Consider the following 17,957-nt stretch of genomic DNA (forward strand, 5'->3'; position numbering starts at 1 on the left):
CGACAGAGGAGCTCGTCATGACCCCACTTCGCCAGCGCATGAGCGAGGACATGCAGGTGCGCAATTTTTCGCTCAATACCCAGCTCTCGTATCTGCGGCAGGTGTCGCTGTTTGCACGATACTTCGGCAAAGCGCCGGACTTGCTCGGCCGCGAGGATATTCGAACCTATCAGGTCTATCTGGCCAACGAGAAGAAGCTGGCGCCTAACTCAATCCATATCGCCATTTCGGCGTTGCGCTTTTTCTTCAGCGTCACGCTCGAGAGGGATTGGGTGCCTGCAGAGGTCTTGCCGCTGCCCAAGAAGCCGCAGAAGCTGCCGATCATCCTCAGTCCGGATGAAGTGCAGCACTTTCTCGGCTGCGTGGCCGATCTCAAACACCATGCCATCCTGACGACGTGCTATGCCGCCGGCCTGCGCATTTCGGAAGCGGTGCAGCTGAAGCCCACGGACATCGACAGCCGGAGAATGGTCGTCCGTGTCGAGCAGGGCAAAGGCCAGAAGGACCGCTATGTGATGCTGTCGCCGAAGCTCCTGGAGATCCTGCGCGATTATTGGAGGATGCGGCGGCCAGAGGCGTGGCTTTTTCCCGGAGATCGCGCCGGCCACCCGATCAGCCGGCATGCAGTCGGGCAAGCCTGCGAGAAAGCGCACGATCTCTCCCGCTTGTCCAAACCGGTGACACCGCACAGCTTGAGACATGCCTTCGCCGTTCATCTCCTGGAGGCCGGCGCCGACGTGCGCACCATCCAATTGCTGCTCGGTCACCGCAGCCTGGCGACCACCGCCCACTACCTGCGCATCGCCACCAACAAGGTCTGCGCCACCTCCAGCCCCCTCGAGCTTTTGCCCCGTCCAGCGCCCACCCCGCCGCCGCCCGCCAAGCCTGAGTATTTCTGAGCTCCCGATGGCCCGTTCGGGGCCGGAAGTGGCGGATATCTTCCGCCGCTACGGCGAGGCCTATCGTGCCCAGCACACATCGCTGTCGACCGCTCAGCGCCGTGTCATGACGGCGATCGAGCTGTGTCGGACTGCCGCGCTCGGTGGGCACGTCGAAGCGTGCGATCAATGCGGCCACCGGCGCATCGCCTTCAACAGCTGCCGCGACAGGCATTGTCCCCGCTGCCAATCGCTGGCCCGGGCGCAATGGCTGGAGGATCGACGCGCCGAGCTGCTCGACACCCAGTACTTTCACGTCGTCTTCACGCTGCCGGAGGCTATTGCCGCCATCGCCTATCAGAACAAGGCGCTCGTCTACGGGCTACTCTTCCGCGCCACCGCCGAGACGCTGCGCACCATCGCCGCCGATCCCAAACATCTCGGCGCCGAGATCGGCTTCTTCGCCGTTCTGCACACCTGGGGGCAAAATCTGCTGCACCATCCGCACCTGCACTGCGTCGTCCCGGGGGGCGGATTCTCGCCGGACGGCACGCGATGGATCGCCTGCAAGCCGGGCTTCTTCCTGCCGGTCCGGGTGCTCTCGCGCCTGTTCCGACGCCTGTTCCTGGAGCACCTGGAGAAGGCCTTCAACGCCGGCAAGCTGCAGTTCTTCTCCGACTTACAGGCCTTGAGCGACCGCAACGCTTTCCGGCGCTATCTGGCGCCGCTGCGAAAGGTCGACTGGGTGGTTTACGCCAAGCCGCCGTTCGCCGGGCCCGAACAGGTGCTCGATTACGTTGGCCGCTACACGCACCGCGTCGCCATCTCCAACAACCGCCTCGTCGATATCGAGGATGGCGCGGTGCGCTTCCGCTGGAAGGATTATCGGCACGGCGATCGGCAAAAGGTCATGACCGTCTCCGCCGACGAATTCATCCGCCGCTTTCTGTTACATGTCCTGCCCGAGGGCTTCCACCGGATCCGCTATTACGGCTTCCTCGGCAACCGCTACCGCGAGCAAAAGCTTGCCCATTGCCGCGACCTGCTCGGCATGCCGGTACCAGAGCCATCACAGAGCCAGGCTCCGAAGGACTATCGCGACCGCTACGAGGAACTTACCGGCTGTTCCCTCAGGCAATGCCCGGCCTGTCGCCAAGGGCAGATGATCACCATCGAGACCTTCGACGGCGTCAGCGGACCGCCGCGATGCTGGGACACGTCATGAAAGAAGCACGCCGATGTCATCGTCACCGTCGCATCGTTCCGCCGGAAACCGGTCGGTCCCAAGCAGGTGCGTACCGTCGCGCCCACCAGCCCCTCCCGGCAGGCTACAGCGGTCATCGTTACCCTTTTCCACTCTGGAATCGGCGCTGCTTTCGCCTACGGCGTTCCCGCAGCCGCTGCGTCAACACCGCCCGATGATGCCCTTCCGGGGAGGGGGCATGATTCAATCCCCATAGAACCCTGGTCGCGCCCGCGGCTCAGTCCAACACGTTTTTAGCGCACCGTCGCTGTCGGGCTCGGTGCGCTCCTCAACGTCGATACCCGCGACGCCACGCTAAAAACGCTCTGCATTACGTGCCTGGGCACGTAATCGCAGACCAGCAAGGCTGGCGCACCGCCAAAGAACTCCAGGGCCAGGATATGGCATTCAATCCAGTCGGGAAGCGTCTCGCTCCAGCGTGCCTGCGCATATGAAAGGCTGGATGCTCCCAGAACCGCCACGAACAGGTGCGCCTGCCGTGTCTTGCCGGACAGCCGATCAACGACAACCGTGACCGTGTCGCCGGCGTAGTCGACGAACAGCTTGTCGCCGGCCGCGTGATCCTGCCGCATCGTCACAGGCAGCTTCATCGCCCAGCCGCGGTAGAGGTCACAGTAGCGACTGTAGCGATAGCCGTCCGGATAACGGCTGATGTATTCTTCCCACAGGATCTGCAGCGTCATATGCTTGCGCTTGAGCTCGCGATGGACCTGCGCCCAGTCCGGCTCAGGGCTCCGACGATGACCCGTCTTCGTCCCGGCCGCCTTGTAAAGCGCCGCTTCCAGGACCGCATCGCTGACGTCGTCACCCAACGGCCAGGAAAGGCCCGCAACGGCCGCACGCCGCAGCGTCTCGCGCACCGTCGAGGGCGCAGCGCCAACCCGCACCGCAATCGAGTGGCCAAGTCCTTGTTCGAAACGATATCTCAATATCTCGCGGACACGCCGCATCTCCAGTCTCTCCGCAGGCATCCCGTTCCTTTCTCATCACTGTCGAAGGAAGAAACCTCACACCAGCAGAACACCCACGCCAGATGCCTTCCGAAGGGGGCGGCATCATCTCGGAATCAGGGGGCGGATTGCCTCGGAATTTGCAGCCAGCACATCCCCCATCCACACGCTTCGCTCTCGTTACCTAAACCGCAATTCTGGGCCTTCCCGTGGCCACCGCTACGACGTGCGCCTCAATGAACATGCGCTGGCTTTCGACTGCAGAAACGCAAAATTCGGTGGAGACGTCAATCTCGGCGCTGTCGGTACCAGCGTCGCTTGCGGTTTTGGCAACAATGGCGCGGACATCGGCCTCGGCGGCCGCGATCGCCGCAGCTTCATCGAGGAAATCGCGAACCGTTCCGCCGGAGGTAAGCCGGAACAGCCCCTCCTTGGGCTGGCTAACCTGTGCTTCAGCTGACACCCGAACCTGGCCGACAACGGCACCGAGCGCGTTGGCAACATCGGTGTCTTCCGGCACCACGCAGTCATTGCTAATCAGGGGCGGCAAGCCGGCATAATGCAGCGGCGCCGAGGCGCCGAGGCCGATAACCGGGCGATCAAGCGCGACGCTGAGGCGGGCGATGCCGGGGTGAGCATCGACGGCGCGCTGCACCAGTGCGTGCGCTACGGTTGCGGCGCCGTCGAGTCCGTCTTCGGCAAAGGCGGTTTCGAGGATGTATTCGGCCGACCAGCGCGTCAGCGTCACCAGCACCCGTTCCGATAGGGCTTCCGGCGAACGGGCGATGGCCTGGCCGCGGGCGTCACGCTTGCGGGCGAACAGTTCGGCGCCGAGCCGGGCGGTCACCGTATCCCAGTTGGACTGTTTGCCGAGCACATGGGCAGCGTCCGAGGGGGTGAAGCCGGCGACATGCACCAAACCTCGCGACACCAGCCGGTCAAGAGTCGCTGTCTGGGCATTCGAGGTGAGCAGTTTGTCGAGAGCGACGGCAACAGCACCGATGGCCTCGTAGAGCCGCGCTTCCGGGACGGTGAGGCCGGCGGCAAGTCGGTCCGGGACGCCGGTGCGCACCGCGAAGCGGCCGTCCATACGACTGGGATGAAGCGCGCGCAGCTGGCGTTCCAGTTCGACGGTCACGGCTTCGCCATGCATCATGCCGGCCAACGCCAGCGGCACGAGCCGGCGCGGGCCGAGCAGAACTTTGGGGGTAAGTGAACCATCGTCCAAAGCCACTTCGGAATCGCCGCCGAGACCGAAAGTTCGCATGGCGACGGCTTCGACCATGGTGCGGAAGCCGCCTACGGTGGCCCCTTCCGGGTCGAGGCGCGGCCGGCCCTTATCGAGCACGGCGACGTCGGTGGTTGTGCCGCCGATATCGGAAACCACGGCGTTGTCTAGTCCGGTCATGTGGCGCGCGCCTATCAAGCTCGCGGCCGGGCCGGAGAGAATAGTCTCGATCGGCCGCTGGCGGGCAAACGCCGCCGAAACCAGCGCGCCGTCGCCCCGCACTACCATCAAGGGAGCCGCGATTTTGCGCTGTTCTAAAAAGCCCTGGGTTGCCGCCACTAACTGATCAATCATCGAGATCAGCCGGGCGTTAAGCAGTGTCGTCAGTGCGCGGCGCGGACCACCGAGCTTTGACGACAACTCATGGCTAGCGGTAACCGGCAGGCTAGTCCTGGCGCGGATCATCTCGCTTGCGGCAATCTCATGCGCAGGATTGCGTGTGGCGAAATAGGCGCAAACGGCAAAGCCGGACACGGAGATGGCGAGTTCGGGCAAAGCCTCTTCAAGTCCGGTCAGGTCGAGCCCGGCGGCATTGCCGTGCACATCGTGACCGCCTGGGCAAAACACCACTGGATCGGCGCCAAGCGCCGCCTTCAATCCGTCTCGCGCAAGATCGACCTCGGAGAAGCCAATCATGACCAACGCCACCCGGCCTCCCTGACCCTCTACCAGGGCATTGGTGGCCAGCGTCGTCGACATCGACACCAGTTTTACATCAGTTGGATCGGAGCGGGCCTTCTGCAGCACAGCGTCCACCGCTCCGGAAATGCCAACAGCAAGGTCGTGGCGCGTAGTCAGCGCCTTAGCCTTGGCCAACACCTTGCCCTTGTTCGGCCCGTGCTGTGAGTCGTCGGTTTCAGACCACAGCACGGCGTCGGTGTAGGTACCCCCCGTATCGATCCCGAGGAAGAGCGAATTCTTCTTGGGTTTTGCTCTCATTTCCGATGGCGGTCCGGTTGGCAATTGTCTTGGAAATTCTTATCCTGCTGCGTACTCGCTCCCGTCGCGGCCGACCAATAGGAGGGACGCCCCTGTCGGGGCAAAGGCCCTCCACGGCGGCCGTTCCCCATCCCGAAAAGGGCGCCAGTAAACACCTTGTTGGAATGCGTCATAATACGGATTGCCCAATAGAAGTGATGAGGCCTGGCGGCCGTGCCTAATGATGTAGGTGCACACACTGCGAGTTTGCAAGCGTCCAAAAAGTGATGCGGCGGACAAGCTGAAGTCATGGTTCGGACAGGTAACGGAATACGAGCTTGAATACCGTATGACCCCTGATTATCCGGCAGGCCACTAATACTTATTTGAAGTGCGGTGCACTGCCACCTATGTTTACCATTGGAGCATAGCATCATAGCCGGGCACGAGCGCTCTATGACGAAATCTCAATACTGGTTTCACCAGGTCCAACGCACTGAGCGATTTGCGGCGTTCGACAAATGCCGGATATCGACTTCAGGGCTCGCTGCCACAAAATGTCTCCCTTGTTTCTGTCGCCTGCGGCACGGCGCATGAATGTCGTCCTGATGTTCTGCGTTCGTGGAGGGGAGTTACGCTAGGCCGACTGCGCGGAGCGTCGAGATGGGCGTTGAGGGCATGTGCGCCTGGCCGTATTCTAAATAATTAGGGGCCGCCCGTCAGCCTGAGCCGCTTTTCCCCTCCCGCGACAACGATCGAAGGCGAAAGAGTACCATGAATTGGGTCACGGTCATTGGTTACCTCGCAGCTCTATGCTCGGTAACCGCCTTTACTCCGCAAGCCTGGAAGATCATCAAAACCCGGGACACGAGCAGCATTTCAGCACCAATGTACGCCATTAACGTGGTGGGTTTTGCGTTGTGGCTGACGTTCGGGATCCTTAAGGATGAATGGTCCCTTATCATCACCAACGTTTTGATCCTGGCACTTTCGGCTTTCATTCTCGTTATGACGCTCCTTCCTCGCGCGAAGAAGAACGCAATTGCGGACGCTCTCGACCCCGCCGCTTCGAGCGCCGAACCGTCAGTCGGCAGCGTTCGTCTCGCCGATCCAAAGACAAAGGATCCGAATGAGGCGCACGGACCTTGCATGTGAATCGCGTGGGCTGAAGTGACTCAGTGAAACCAGAAACGACATTGAAGTTCCGCGCCGACGTGACGAGGAATGCCGGCTACGTGGCCAAGAGGAAAGGGAGGAGAAAGAGCCTTGTCTGGAGATCGCAGGCTCATCAGCTAGGGGGGTGTCAATCGGCACTGAACTTTGGCTCTGACGCAGGTTTGGTGCAATTCGCTCATGTCGCGCCAATCAGGCGGGCTTGAAGAAGATCAAGCTTTCCGCGTCCGTACATCTGGCGTTTCACCAGCTTGAGCTTGGTGATCTGCCCCTCGGTTTGTCCATTGGACCACGGCGAGACGATGGCTGCCCGGACCGCCTGAATGTCTTTCGCCACGCCGTTGCCAAAGGAGGAAACCAGACTGTCGCGGGCGCGGTCGATCCACGAGGTGAGCTGGTCTTCCGTTTTGCGCCGGATCATCAGATGGAAGTCGGCAACGACATCGCGAGCCGCGACGAGCAAGGGAACACCGCTTTCGATCGCGGCGATGGTGACGGTCTCGGATTTCGTCAGGTTGTCTCTGCTGGTTGTCAAAAGGCGGGCGATCGTTCGGGCGGAGGGAGTGCGGGTCAACGATTCCGCATCCGCCTTGTCGGCCCGCTTCCGTCGTGTGGCCCATTCACTCACGACCCGGCGCGAACCACGAAAGCCCAGGGTTCTCAACCGCCGCCATAGCTCTGTGCCGTTCCGCTTGCCGGCAGCCCATTGCGCGTCGAGCCATTCGAGATAGGGCTCCAAGGAGCTTTCTCTGGACCGAAAGACATCGTTTCGTTGCCCTCTGAGCACTTGGCGGACCAAGCCGCGGCTATGACCGGTACGGCGCACAATCTCCTTGATCGTGACACCGTCCTTTGCCAGCGCAATGATGGCCGCGTTGGTCTGTTCGCGCCGGAGATAGCCTTCGTATTGTAGGCGTTCGGCCGCTGTCAGAAGCTTGGGATTGACGCGCGTTGCTCCGAGAGTCTTGCGGATTTGCCGCATCGATTTGCGGACGGCGTCCAGGAACGCACGGCTTGCATTCTCCATCAAATGCCATCGATCAGCGACCTGCACTGCATCGGGCAATGCCCTTGCGGCCGCCAGCCCGTAAGCGCCGCCACGATCGCGGGCAATGATTTGGATTTGGGCATTCTGCCGCAGCCAAGCTTCCGCCGTCGCCGGCTCGCGGTCCGGCAGCAGACGGACCGGCCGCCGACGCTCCAGGTCACACACGATCGTGCCGTAGCGATGATTGCGCCGCCAGGCCCAGTCGTCGATGCCAATCACCAAGGGCGGGGTCGACGGCGGTAGTCCTTGCCTGCGGATCACGCGGAGCAAGGTGTCATTGCTGACGGGAAGCATGAGCCGCTGGGCAAAATGCGCCGCCGGGCGTCTACCAAGCGCAAGCGCCAAATGGTGGACGAGATGCTCAAGACGCCCCGTTCGTCTGGCATATGGCAGTAGCACATCGCCAAACCGCTCAGCGAAAATCTGTCTGCCGCAGAGCACGGCGTCGCAAGCGAACCTCCGAGTGCGCACGAGCAGTCTGCCGCGCTTGCCCGATAGGGGCAGGTCCGCGACCTCGCGGCAATAGCGACTTCGAACCGTTCGCGATATCCGTCCGCATGCCGGACACGCCGCGGTGGCGCACGCTCGGGAAAGCAGCATGCAGGTCTCATCGCCAATGTGGGTGATGCGTTCGACGATAAAGCCTGCCGGGACCAAATCAGAGGGGCGAAACCCCGTGCTCATCATACTGATTCCTTTGTGGAAACCAGCACCACAGCATAGTTACAACTGCATCAAAACTGAGTCAGAGCCAAATTTGCATGCCGGTTCACAGGGGGGTATTGAACCAGTCCGACATGCAGCTCCGCGCGGCCACCGGCCGCCCGTAATAGTGTTGTGATGGCAAACTATCCCTGACGGGGCAGTGGACGATCTCGGTCAAGGGTCTCGCTTCCGCTCCTTTGCAAGGTTGAGGTAATCTACCAGTGCGATTTCGAGCCTCAGTGCTCAAGGCGGAAAGCGTCAACAAGCCGAAGTGAGGACCTCGCCCCTGCTGGGCATGGTGGCCCTCGCGAGAGGCCACAGCCAATTTAGCACTGTATGACCGATACAGAGCCGAAAAGTAGCAGCTGGTCCTCAAGGTGCCTAAATGACTAAAGCCCGCTGGCCAAACACCGTTACTAAGCCAGCGGGCTCCCTTGGGAGGGATAGCTTTAAGTCAAGCGCTCAGTGGCCGCGATGTTGTACGAGGGCTACCAATCCAAGGGGCGCATGACCGCCTCGTTTCGGTGGGGGTCATGCCAAAGTATTCGCGGAAGCACTTTGAGAAGTGGGATGTCGAAACGAAGCCGCAAGCCACGGCAATGTCGATGAGCGGTAGTTGGGTTTGCTCAATCAGCTGTCTGGCTCGGTCGAGTCGCAATCGAAGATAGAACTTTGATGGCGAAGAGCGAACATGGCTCATAAAGAGGCGCTCAAGCTGTCGACGTGAGACCTTCAGTCGGCAAGCGACGCTCTGCAGCTCGATCGGTTCGTTGATGTTCTGCTCCATCATGCGAATGGCCTCGACCAACTTGTCATTAACTCCTCCGAGTGCCAGCCAAGCGGACATCATTTGCCGGCTGGCTCCATTCCTTGGTCTGACGCCGACATTGTGTCTGCACAATTGCTCTGTAAACGCTCGACCTACCTCGCGCTCGATCACCCGGATCGCTAGATCGAAGGCGGCTAGTTCGCCCGCACAAGTCCATACTCCATCATCCTCGACGAAGATTGCATCGCTTGCTTTTGGTCCATTGAATGTTTCGACGAATGCAGCCAGTTTAGTCCAATGGATGGTGCAGAACGTGTCCTCAAGAACACCGGCTTGAGCGAGCAACCAAGTCGCATTTCCTAGTGCAACGACTGGCACCTTCTGACGCCTAAGGAGACGGATGGTCCTCGACAACTCAAATGAGCACTGAGTCTCTGGACCGGAACCCGCTGTTAGAACAACAAAATCTATTCGCGACGAAAATGCTGGCCCCGGCTTGACCTCCGAGAAGCTCTTGGTGACGGATCTTTCGAACCCGAGACTGCAGGTAACCGGATTTCCACCATCGCTGGCAAACACCCATCTAAAGAGTTTCTTACCCGAGATTGAGTTCGCGTCTTTAAAGGGGGACAAGAAGGCCGTCAGCCCTAACATTGAGAAACCCGGCAACAGAAAAATTGCAATGGTCGTTGCTTGTCCATCGGGTTTGGTTTGAACAGCTTCGTCGTTGGGCACAAGTTGACTGGGCCCAGTTGGCAATACGTCGAAGTTGGCGTCACAATCCCATATCTTACGCATGGTAGAATCCGTTAGGTTGTGAACTTCGGCTGGCGGCACTCTGAGCAGGTCGACCACGGCGTTTGACTCTCGTGCTTGCCTAGGGCAAACGTGCAAATCCACTGTCATCCTTGGGACTTTCTCCGAACGCTAGAGGAAATGCATCGTTTAGAGGCGTGCTGCGCCGGTTTTGTTTCCCTATTGTGAGAGTAAAGAATGGCCTAAAATTCAATGGTTTCAACGTCACAAATTGTAAGAGGACCGATAAGGAAATATTATAGAAATGGCACATCATGCCTTCTGGGGCGGATTGTTCTTCCGCCATGTCGTCGGTGTCTCACCATACATCTTGCGGAAGGCTCTTCCGAAATGCGAGACAGTTTCGAATCCGACTTCGACCGCCACATCGATCAACAGAGCGTCGCCCTGTTTCAGGAGTTGTTTGGCTCGCTCGAGACGCACTCGTTTGTACATAACCGCCGGAGAACTGTTGACCTCGTTGAGGAACAGTCGCTCAAGTTGCCGTCGCGAAATACCAAGGGCTGCGGCAAGCTCAGCTATGGTCAATGTTTGCTCAAGATTTCGCTCCATCATCCCCAGTGCAGCTACGACTCGAGGATCGCTCGCGTCTGTCGAGCGCGGCCGCCGAGATGCCGCAGATTCTGCGCCCGGCACCTCATCGATCTGCAGCACGGCGAGTGCGTTTCGTTCAGCAGCTTCGCCGATGTGCCGTCTAACTAGCTCGGCAGCAAGGTCCGCGGTGCGGATGCCTCCCGCACACGACCCCCGCGCGGCCTCCAAACTGTATGTCCTGTCAGCGCTAACCTGAAGCTCAGGGAAACGGCGTCGAAAGTCATCGCAATAATGCCAACTGACGCAGGTCTCATGACCTCTTAAGAGATCCGCCTGGGCCAAGATGAAAGTTCCGGTGCAGATCCCGACAAGTGGCACTCCCTTAGCGGCCGCGTCGCGCAAATAACTGAAGGTCATACTGTCCACGGCGGTGAGTTTTGACAGAGGTCCACCGACAATGACGAGATAGTCGAATTCCGCTGGGTCAGAGAACAGGATTGTCGGTGAAACCGGTATACCGCAACTAGAGAATATTGGCTTGCGAGACGTCGAAAGCACTGCCCAGTCCGCATTAACACGCCTTGGCCGGTCTGTTTCGCCGCTGGCCAGTCTGAGCGTGTCGATGAACAAGGCAAACGAGGTTAGAGTGAATGAACGGGCAAGAATAAAACCAATCTTAAGCGCGACAGACCTCCGCCTCATTGCAACAGTTTTCCTGCGGATATACCGGGGCGAGCACACCGTCACCCACGATTCAAAGAATTCGCTAAGGCGCGATGCAGATTCTAGCGCCACCCTCGCTCTGGATCGGAGTAAATGAAAGCAACATTAATCACACATGACCAGCAGCTGATGGCGTCGTTCTTCAATTTCTTGACAAAGACTCCGCGAAAGCAGTCGGCCGGAACTCAGCACCCATCGTTTTCAGGTCCCGGCGAAGGCTGGATGAGCAGGCTTCGATACTAATCATACACAGTGACGCAACGTTGCCCGAAGAATGATGCCGCTACTACTACGCCCACACCGCCAAGTGCTCAGCCATATCAAGACGGCTTATACTAAGCGCATCCATGGACGGCTCTTTCGCACGTTACTTCGACAGCCTTGGCACATTGCGACGGCGGGAGCGAGGCCGTCGACCATATCAGATTACCTCACATCCTCGACCAAAGCTTACCTCCGGTCGCCCAGTTGTTTGGCTCATACTCATCAAAGACCACATGGATCTGCTCTGGTCTTAAGTTCATCTTTTCACAAAACAGTTTGGTTATCTCAGCAACCAGATCTGCTTTCTTATCATCGTCTGACTTGAAAGTTTCGACATGAATAACAGGCATGGCTTACTCCTTGGTTGAAGGTTAGACCTTGAGAGGCGCTAAGCGCCGTTCATTCAAAACTCTGCAATGGGAGCGCCAAACGTCGCCTCATCGACCTCCAGACCGAGTCCGGGACCGGTCGGAAGCGAGATGTGGCCGTCTGTTATGCGAATTGGGTTCTTGGGATCATAGTGACTTTCGTCAGAAATCTTATTCACCCAACTGCAGCCCTCGAATAGATTTGGCCTCACTGTGGCCCCAAGGTGGATGCATGCCGCCCCAGTGATATCGCCACCCCAACTATCATCACTAGTATGCGGCAGAGAACGAGCTTCGCAGATGTCTCGGAAAGTGGCCATGGGCTTCAAGCCTCCGATCCGGGTAACCTTCATTCCAAAGCCATCGCACAGACCGGTGCCAATGGCCTGAACAACTGTGTTAAGGTCAACACCACTCTCATCTATGTAGATCGGATGCTGCACTCTGGAACGTAAAGCGGCAATTTCCTCGAGAGTATTGCAGGGTTGTTCAAGTACGAACGGAAGATCACTGCACTGTTGACTCAGAAACAGCGCGTCTCGCATGGTCAGGCTTCTATTTCCATCGACTGCCCAGCGCACGCCCTTTTTCAGGACCTCACCAACCTTCCGGATCACCTCGATATCCTGCTCGACTGGACGTCCCCCAATCTTCGTTTGGATTCGGACATATCCCCCAGCCTGGGCCTCATTTACAGATCGTACTACTTCGTCAGCATCGCCAACCCCGACGAAAAAGTAAAACGGAACACGCTCCGTTGCTGCGCCTCCCAGCAGGTCTGCTACCCGCATTCCTGTACTCTTCCCAAGCAGATCGTGCGCCGCTATATCAAACGCCGCCTTCGCATAAGAATGTCCGTTCAACAGTGAATTCATCTTGCGATGCAGGAGCACTGGGTTAACGTGCGCACCGATCAGATTTGGGCCCATTTCCATGATTGCCGCTCGTGCTCCCAGAGTGTGGCTTGGGGCGTAAGTCGGGCCAATTGGACAGGTTTCGCCCCAGCCAATCCCGCCGGAATCTGAAATGACCTGCACAATTGTAGAGTCGAGCTCTGAAAGCGTAGCCTGTCCAACAGTGACCTTTCCTTCCGGAACCGGAAGACTTTTTTTGAAAACTCGGATGCGCTTTATCTTCATGATGCCCGCCAGGAGTTGCGCGATTAGCCTTCGGTTGAGACGCCGGTGCATTGAATCCCTGTCTAGATGACAGCGTCGCCTACTTCGAGCTCTCTTCGGCTAATGAAATCTAAGAGGGCTTCGTCGATAGCCTCATCAAGTTTCGGATGCTCATATTCCCTGAGCGCTCGCTGGGCCGCCTCAAGGCCCCGAGTGTTGGCGTCCTTCGCCCCAGCAGCCATCCATTGTTCGTAGCTGTCGTCGTTCATCAGATCGGGTACGATGAAAGCACTCTCAAAATTCTTCAGTGTGTAATCTGTGCCCAAGTAATGCTGACCTGGCTCGCTTTGGCGGATAGCTTCCATAACCTCATCGAGTTCTCGCTTATTCAGGCCTTGACCCAGCTTGTGGAACATTACCATTTGCTCGGCGTCCAGCATGAATTTGCTGTAGCTCTGAGTTAGCGCGCCCTCCAAATACCCGGTCGTAGACAGTACGAAGTTCGCGCCAGCCATGAGCACGCCGTACATATTCCGAGCTGCCTCGTAACCTGCCTGCGCGTCAACGGCTTTCGAACTCGTATTCATACCGCTGCATCGCCAGGGCAGCTTATAATATCTCGCTAACTGCCCGACCAGCATATTCATGTGGCAGATCTCCGGCGTTCCCGCCATCGGGGCACCACTCTTCATGTTGACAGTTGCCAGCCACTGTCCATAGACAGCTGGCGCTCCGGGGCGAACCAACTGTGAGAACGCAACGCCTGCAAGTGCTTCAGCGTTGAGTTGGGCGACCGCAGCCAACGTGCTAGCTGGCGTGCTAGCGCCCCCGAGCACGAAAGGGGTAAACAGGATTGCTTGGTTGCTCGCTGCGTAAACCTTAACCGCATCCAGCATCGTGGCATCCCACACAAGTGGGGAGTTGCAATTCGCAATCGACGTCATCACAGTGTTATTGTGTACGAACTCGTCGCCGAATACGATTTTGGCCATCGCCACAGTGTCTTCTGCCCTCTCGCGGGAGGTAACCGCACCCATGAACGGCTTATCCGAATAGCGGATTAGACTGTAGTTCATATGCAGGTGCCGTTTTGGCACCGCAATGTCCATAGGTTCACAAAGAACCCCACCTGTCATGTGCATTGCGGGCGATTGGTAGGCAAGCTTTGCAAAATTAACAAAGTCGGCGATCGTCGAGTTTCGGCGCTTACCTTCCAGGTCCAATACATTGGGAGACCCGTAAGCCGGGATGAAGATGCTTTTCTTACCGCCGAGCGTGACCGAACGCTCCGGATTGCGAGCATGCATCGTATAGGATTCAGGAGCCTTGTGAACAAGTTCTAGGAGGTGATTTCTGTCAATTCTCACTCGCTGACCTGTGACGTCCGCACCAGAAGCTGTCCAGAGCGCGATCGACTCATCATCGCGGAATTCAATGCCAATTTCTTCAAGAATTTGCATTGAGTAATTATGCAGCCTAAGTAATTCGTCGTGATCCAAAAGGTCAAGGTAAGGGATTCCGCGCTCCATGGGCGGCAACCACCTCAACGTGTTTTCAGATCGTGCCTTTTGCCGAGCGTCCCGCCCGCCTGCTCTTCTTGACATGGTGATTTCTATCCCTAGTTATAGGTCAAATGGTGCAGCGAAATACGAGAAAAAACAAACAAGAAAAAGTGATGTACATTATGAGGTAGGGTTATATGCGTGCCATTACTCAGGCCCGCTCTTCAATCCCTCGAAGCAGAAATGCGGTTGTAACCACGCCGACGTCTTTCCCTTCGCGATCCGAAACCACAACGGGGCCATTGCTGCTCTGATTCAAAACAGTCGCAAGCTCCTTGAGGTTGGCATCCAGAGCCAGCCGGCGAGCACCGACAAGTTCGTTTGCAGGAGCAGTCAAGGAGTATTCCGCAAGCGGTGCCATAACTGACTCGGCGGTTAGGAGCTTCAAGCGACTGCTTCCTTCAACAAACTTCTCTACGTAAGGGTCTCGAGGCTTCGTGATAATCTCATCAGGAGATCCAATCTGAAGCATCTTTCCATCCTTCATCACGCCGATTCGATGTCCCAATCGAACCGCCTCGTCGAGGTCGTGGGTGATGAATACCGTCGTCTTGCGTAGCTTCATCGAAAGCTCGCGAAATTGGTCTTGCAGCTCTCGCCTAATCAGGGGGTCAAGCGCTGAGAACGGTTCGTCCATTAGCAAAATAGCTGGGTCTGCCGCCATCGCGCGCGCGAGCCCAACCCGCTGCTTCATGCCTCCAGACAATTCATCAGGATAGCGGTCACCCCAGCCTGACAAGTGAACCAAGGCAAGCTTCTCTTCCGCAATATCGTGCCGCTGTTTGGCCGGAATGTTACGCAACTCCAAACTCAGCGCGACATTGTCGCGAACGGTACGGTGAGGGAGAAGGGCCATGTTTTGGAAGACCATGCCGATCGACTTAGCGCGCAGTTCGCGCATCTCGTTCTCGGATTTCTTGCTGATGTTCTCCCCGCCTATAACAATCTGCCCGGCAGTCGGATCAATCAAGCGGTTCACGTGACGTACAAGGGTGGATTTTCCGCTGCCGGAAAGCCCCATCACACAGAAGATCTCGCCAGGCTCCACCTTGAAAGAGACGCCCGCTACCGCGACGACACAGCCATACCGTTCGAGCAAATCGGCCTTCGACACGCGACCATCTTGAATACACGTGAGGTCGTACCTGCGGTTCGACCCGAAGACTTTCCAAACGTCTTTAAATTCGATAGAGTGCGCTTCCAAGACCATCTCCAATGTTGGGAGGTTCGCCCGGCGATAGCCTGATGCCGCCGGGCGATACTACTACCGCTTATTTTGCTGCTTTCTTTGCCTGGTCGATCCAGTCATTCCACTGGTCTATGTGAGCCTTCTTCCAGGCTTCTGCGTGGCCCAGAATGTCCTTGTTCGTCTTCTCACCTTTATAAATGAGGAGGTTCTCATCATCGATATCCTGAATCGGAATCTGAACAAGCTCGAACCACTTCGTAGCTGCGGGGTTCTTTTCCAAGAAGGTGGTATTGGCAAAGACGTGGTGAGTGTTGACCGAGAAGCCAAGGTCGCCGATCCCTTCAGCCGTCGTGACGGCGCCCTTCTGCTCATCTGGCAATGCGGTAAATGGAACGGTGAGCCATACTGTGTCTTCGCCACGACGAAGGACGGCGTTTACCCACGTCGGAACCCACCCGTAGTATAGCGTTGGCTTGCCCGACTTGATTCTAGAAATAGCGTCGGCGATGAGTGCAAAATATTCGCCCTGCTTGTGTGTTATGGTGTCCCGCAGACCGTATGCATCAAGGTGATGCTCAATGATGCGCTCGCAACCCCAGCCAGGATCGCAGCCATAAAGGTCGGCCTTACCATCGCCGTCTGTATCAAACAGTGCGGCTATCTTGGGGTCTTTCAGCTGATCAATGGTCTTAATGCTGTAAGCGTCTGCGGACCTTTTATCGATCGAATAGCCCTGGACTGAACCTTTGGCGAGTGTACCGACGCGACGAGTGAGCGCATCCCCACCAGCCTTCTCTGCGAAGGCTACGTGAAGAGGATACCAGTGAGGCGTGTAATAGTCCGCGTCTCCGTTCGCCACCGCTATATGAGCAAGGGGGATTTGCGCTTGAGTAGGCTCCTCGACCTTATAACCAAGCTCCTCCAGGCCCAACCTTATGACATAGGCCTCGAAGAGTTCCTCTGCAACGCCGTTGTACATAGGTTTAATAGTGATGCCTTCTCCGGGAAGCTCGCCTGCCGATGCGTGTCCGGATGACACCAGCAATGCGCCAATCACCGTTGTCGCCACTGCGCATTGCTTGAGGCGGGATTTAATGTAAGTAAAATCGCTCATAATCACTCCCATTTTAGATCGCGGTTCCATTCCGGCTCTCTTGAACCCCTTGGCGCGCTGCCGGCCTAACGCGGAAGGTGTTGAGAATATTAGTTAAAACCAGTGTCGGTCCACGCTTGTACCAAGCGAGGGTGACATTTCGTGCCCGCGACATGGCCGATTGCGTAAGGCGGTCGAGCACGATTGCTAAGATGACGATTCCAATGCCACCAGTCGCCGCCTGTCCAATATCCAGACGGCCAATGCCCCTCAAAACCATCTGACCAAGTCCGCCGACGGCTATCATGGACGCGACGACAACCATTGACAGTGACATCATCAGTGTTTGGTTGACGCCTGCTAGAATGCTCGGGAGAGCCAAGGGAATTTGAGCTTTTAAAAGAAGTTGATGGTTGGTCGCACCAAAAGCCCGCATCGCCTCCACAACTTCTTCCGGAACCTGTTGGATGCCAAGCGTTGTAAGGCGGATAAGGGGAGGAAGCGCGAAAATTATAGTAACGATCACGCCGGGAACATTTCCAATGCCGAACAACATGACGACAGGTACGAGATATACAAACGACGGAATCGTTTGCATTGTATCGAGGATCGGTCGACAAAACGCGGCGGCCCGGCTGCTCCTAGCGGTCAACACGCCGAGCGGAACGCCGATAGCTATGCAAAGAAACACGGCAGACAACACTAGAGATAGCGTCGTCATCGTCTCCCCCCAAATGCCCAGAATGCCGACAACAAATAGCAAGGTGACAATTTTCACTGCGAGGCGCCAGCCTGCGATCTGCCATGCAATCAGTCCGAAGCATAGAATCATAATGACCGGAGGAATTCCGGTGAGCGCGGAATCGAATGCCTTTAAAAGCTGGTCGATGGGCCATTTGATGCTTTGAAAAAGCGGCCGGTAATGTTGGACCACCCAGTGGAGACCCGTTTCCAGCCATTGACCAAGTGGAACATGCCAAACTGTAAAGGGATTAAGAACGTTTTCCAGGTTCACAGGTCTTCCTTTCCCCAAATCCCACTGCTTTGCGTATCAGTCACGCAGCGCAGCGCGCGACGTCGTTTGTGCTCCCGTTAAGGGAGAGACACGTCTCGGTTTGACCGGTTTGAACGTAGTAGTAGTTTTATAGCCGTGACCCTGCGGTAGAAAAACCGCTTCACTCGCCGCGATAGCGCGCCTACTCCGTGTAGGAGTACTCTCCCATCCCCGTTAGGTCATCCCAGTTCCGACCGTCGTGTCGTTTTTTGTTCATGGACGCTAACAATGCGGAGGTAATAA

13 protein-coding genes and 1 pseudogene are annotated in these 17,957 nt (G+C 57.4%); 3 read left to right on the plus strand and 11 right to left on the minus strand.

Annotated elements, in window-relative coordinates:
• Positions 1 to 17 precede the first annotated feature (17 nt).
• Both RHIBR816_RS0130620 and RHIBR816_RS0130625 read left to right on the plus strand, forming a co-directional pair.
• Positions 18 to 899: a tyrosine-type recombinase/integrase gene (locus tag RHIBR816_RS0130620; protein ID WP_018240406.1), complete on the plus strand. Its 882-nt coding sequence runs from the start codon at positions 18 to 20 to the stop codon at positions 897 to 899.
• A gap of 7 nt (positions 900 to 906) precedes the next feature.
• Complete coding sequence (locus RHIBR816_RS0130625) at positions 907 to 2,103, plus strand: IS91 family transposase (RefSeq protein ID WP_018240407.1); 1,197 nt, start codon at positions 907 to 909, stop codon at positions 2,101 to 2,103.
• 368 nt (positions 2,104 to 2,471) lie between these two features.
• Here the strand turns inward: RHIBR816_RS0130625 and RHIBR816_RS34830 are convergent.
• Together RHIBR816_RS34830 and RHIBR816_RS0130635 are read right to left on the minus strand one after the other, a co-directional pair.
• Positions 2,472 to 3,092 (minus strand): annotated as a pseudogene (locus tag RHIBR816_RS34830) (IS21 family transposase); the annotation flags it as partial.
• Between the two features lie 184 nt (positions 3,093 to 3,276).
• On the minus strand, positions 3,277 to 5,319 hold the full coding sequence (locus RHIBR816_RS0130635) for a hydantoinase/oxoprolinase family protein (protein WP_018240409.1): 2,043 nt from the start codon (positions 5,317 to 5,319) through the stop codon (positions 3,277 to 3,279).
• Between the two features lie 753 nt (positions 5,320 to 6,072).
• On the opposite strand from RHIBR816_RS0130635, the gene RHIBR816_RS34835 reads away from it, so the two are divergent.
• Positions 6,073 to 6,453, plus strand: coding sequence for a SemiSWEET family sugar transporter (locus tag RHIBR816_RS34835; RefSeq protein WP_018240410.1), 381 nt, complete (start codon positions 6,073 to 6,075; stop codon positions 6,451 to 6,453).
• Between the two features lie 196 nt (positions 6,454 to 6,649).
• Here the strand turns inward: RHIBR816_RS34835 and RHIBR816_RS0130645 are convergent, their stop codons facing one another.
• The 9 genes from RHIBR816_RS0130645 to RHIBR816_RS0130685 form a co-directional block, all read right to left on the minus strand.
• Positions 6,650 to 8,203 (minus strand): ISL3 family transposase, encoded by a 1,554-nt coding sequence (locus RHIBR816_RS0130645; RefSeq protein ID WP_026187622.1) that lies wholly within the window; start codon positions 8,201 to 8,203, stop codon positions 6,650 to 6,652.
• Between the two features lie 475 nt (positions 8,204 to 8,678).
• On the minus strand, positions 8,679 to 9,791 hold the full coding sequence (locus tag RHIBR816_RS34840; RefSeq protein WP_198294195.1) for a GlxA family transcriptional regulator: 1,113 nt from the start codon (positions 9,789 to 9,791) through the stop codon (positions 8,679 to 8,681).
• A 270-nt stretch (positions 9,792 to 10,061) separates the two neighbouring features.
• On the minus strand, positions 10,062 to 11,045 hold the full coding sequence (locus RHIBR816_RS0130655; protein WP_018240413.1) for a GlxA family transcriptional regulator: 984 nt from the start codon (positions 11,043 to 11,045) through the stop codon (positions 10,062 to 10,064).
• A gap of 452 nt (positions 11,046 to 11,497) precedes the next feature.
• Positions 11,498 to 11,680 (minus strand): 4-oxalocrotonate tautomerase family protein, encoded by a 183-nt coding sequence (locus RHIBR816_RS0130660; RefSeq protein ID WP_018240414.1) that lies wholly within the window; start codon positions 11,678 to 11,680, stop codon positions 11,498 to 11,500.
• A gap of 53 nt (positions 11,681 to 11,733) precedes the next feature.
• Positions 11,734 to 12,837 (minus strand): mandelate racemase/muconate lactonizing enzyme family protein, encoded by a 1,104-nt coding sequence (locus tag RHIBR816_RS0130665; RefSeq protein WP_026187623.1) that lies wholly within the window; start codon positions 12,835 to 12,837, stop codon positions 11,734 to 11,736.
• Between the two features lie 62 nt (positions 12,838 to 12,899).
• Positions 12,900 to 14,420 carry a trimethylamine methyltransferase family protein gene (locus RHIBR816_RS0130670; RefSeq protein WP_034817283.1) on the minus strand — a complete coding sequence of 507 codons (1,521 nt, stop codon included), beginning with the start codon at positions 14,418 to 14,420 and terminating at the stop codon, positions 12,900 to 12,902.
• Between the two features lie 109 nt (positions 14,421 to 14,529).
• Positions 14,530 to 15,582, minus strand: coding sequence for a betaine/proline/choline family ABC transporter ATP-binding protein (locus RHIBR816_RS0130675; protein ID WP_018240417.1), 1,053 nt, complete (start codon positions 15,580 to 15,582; stop codon positions 14,530 to 14,532).
• A 67-nt stretch (positions 15,583 to 15,649) separates the two neighbouring features.
• On the minus strand, positions 15,650 to 16,681 hold the full coding sequence (gene proX / locus RHIBR816_RS0130680; protein WP_157628279.1) for a glycine betaine/L-proline ABC transporter substrate-binding protein ProX: 1,032 nt from the start codon (positions 16,679 to 16,681) through the stop codon (positions 15,650 to 15,652).
• A 13-nt stretch (positions 16,682 to 16,694) separates the two neighbouring features.
• On the minus strand, positions 16,695 to 17,675 hold the full coding sequence (locus RHIBR816_RS0130685) for a proline/glycine betaine ABC transporter permease (protein WP_034817286.1): 981 nt from the start codon (positions 17,673 to 17,675) through the stop codon (positions 16,695 to 16,697).
• Positions 17,676 to 17,957 lie beyond the last annotated feature (282 nt).

The organism is Ensifer sp. BR816 (assembly GCF_000378985.1).
GTDB lineage: Bacteria > Pseudomonadota > Alphaproteobacteria > Rhizobiales > Rhizobiaceae > Sinorhizobium.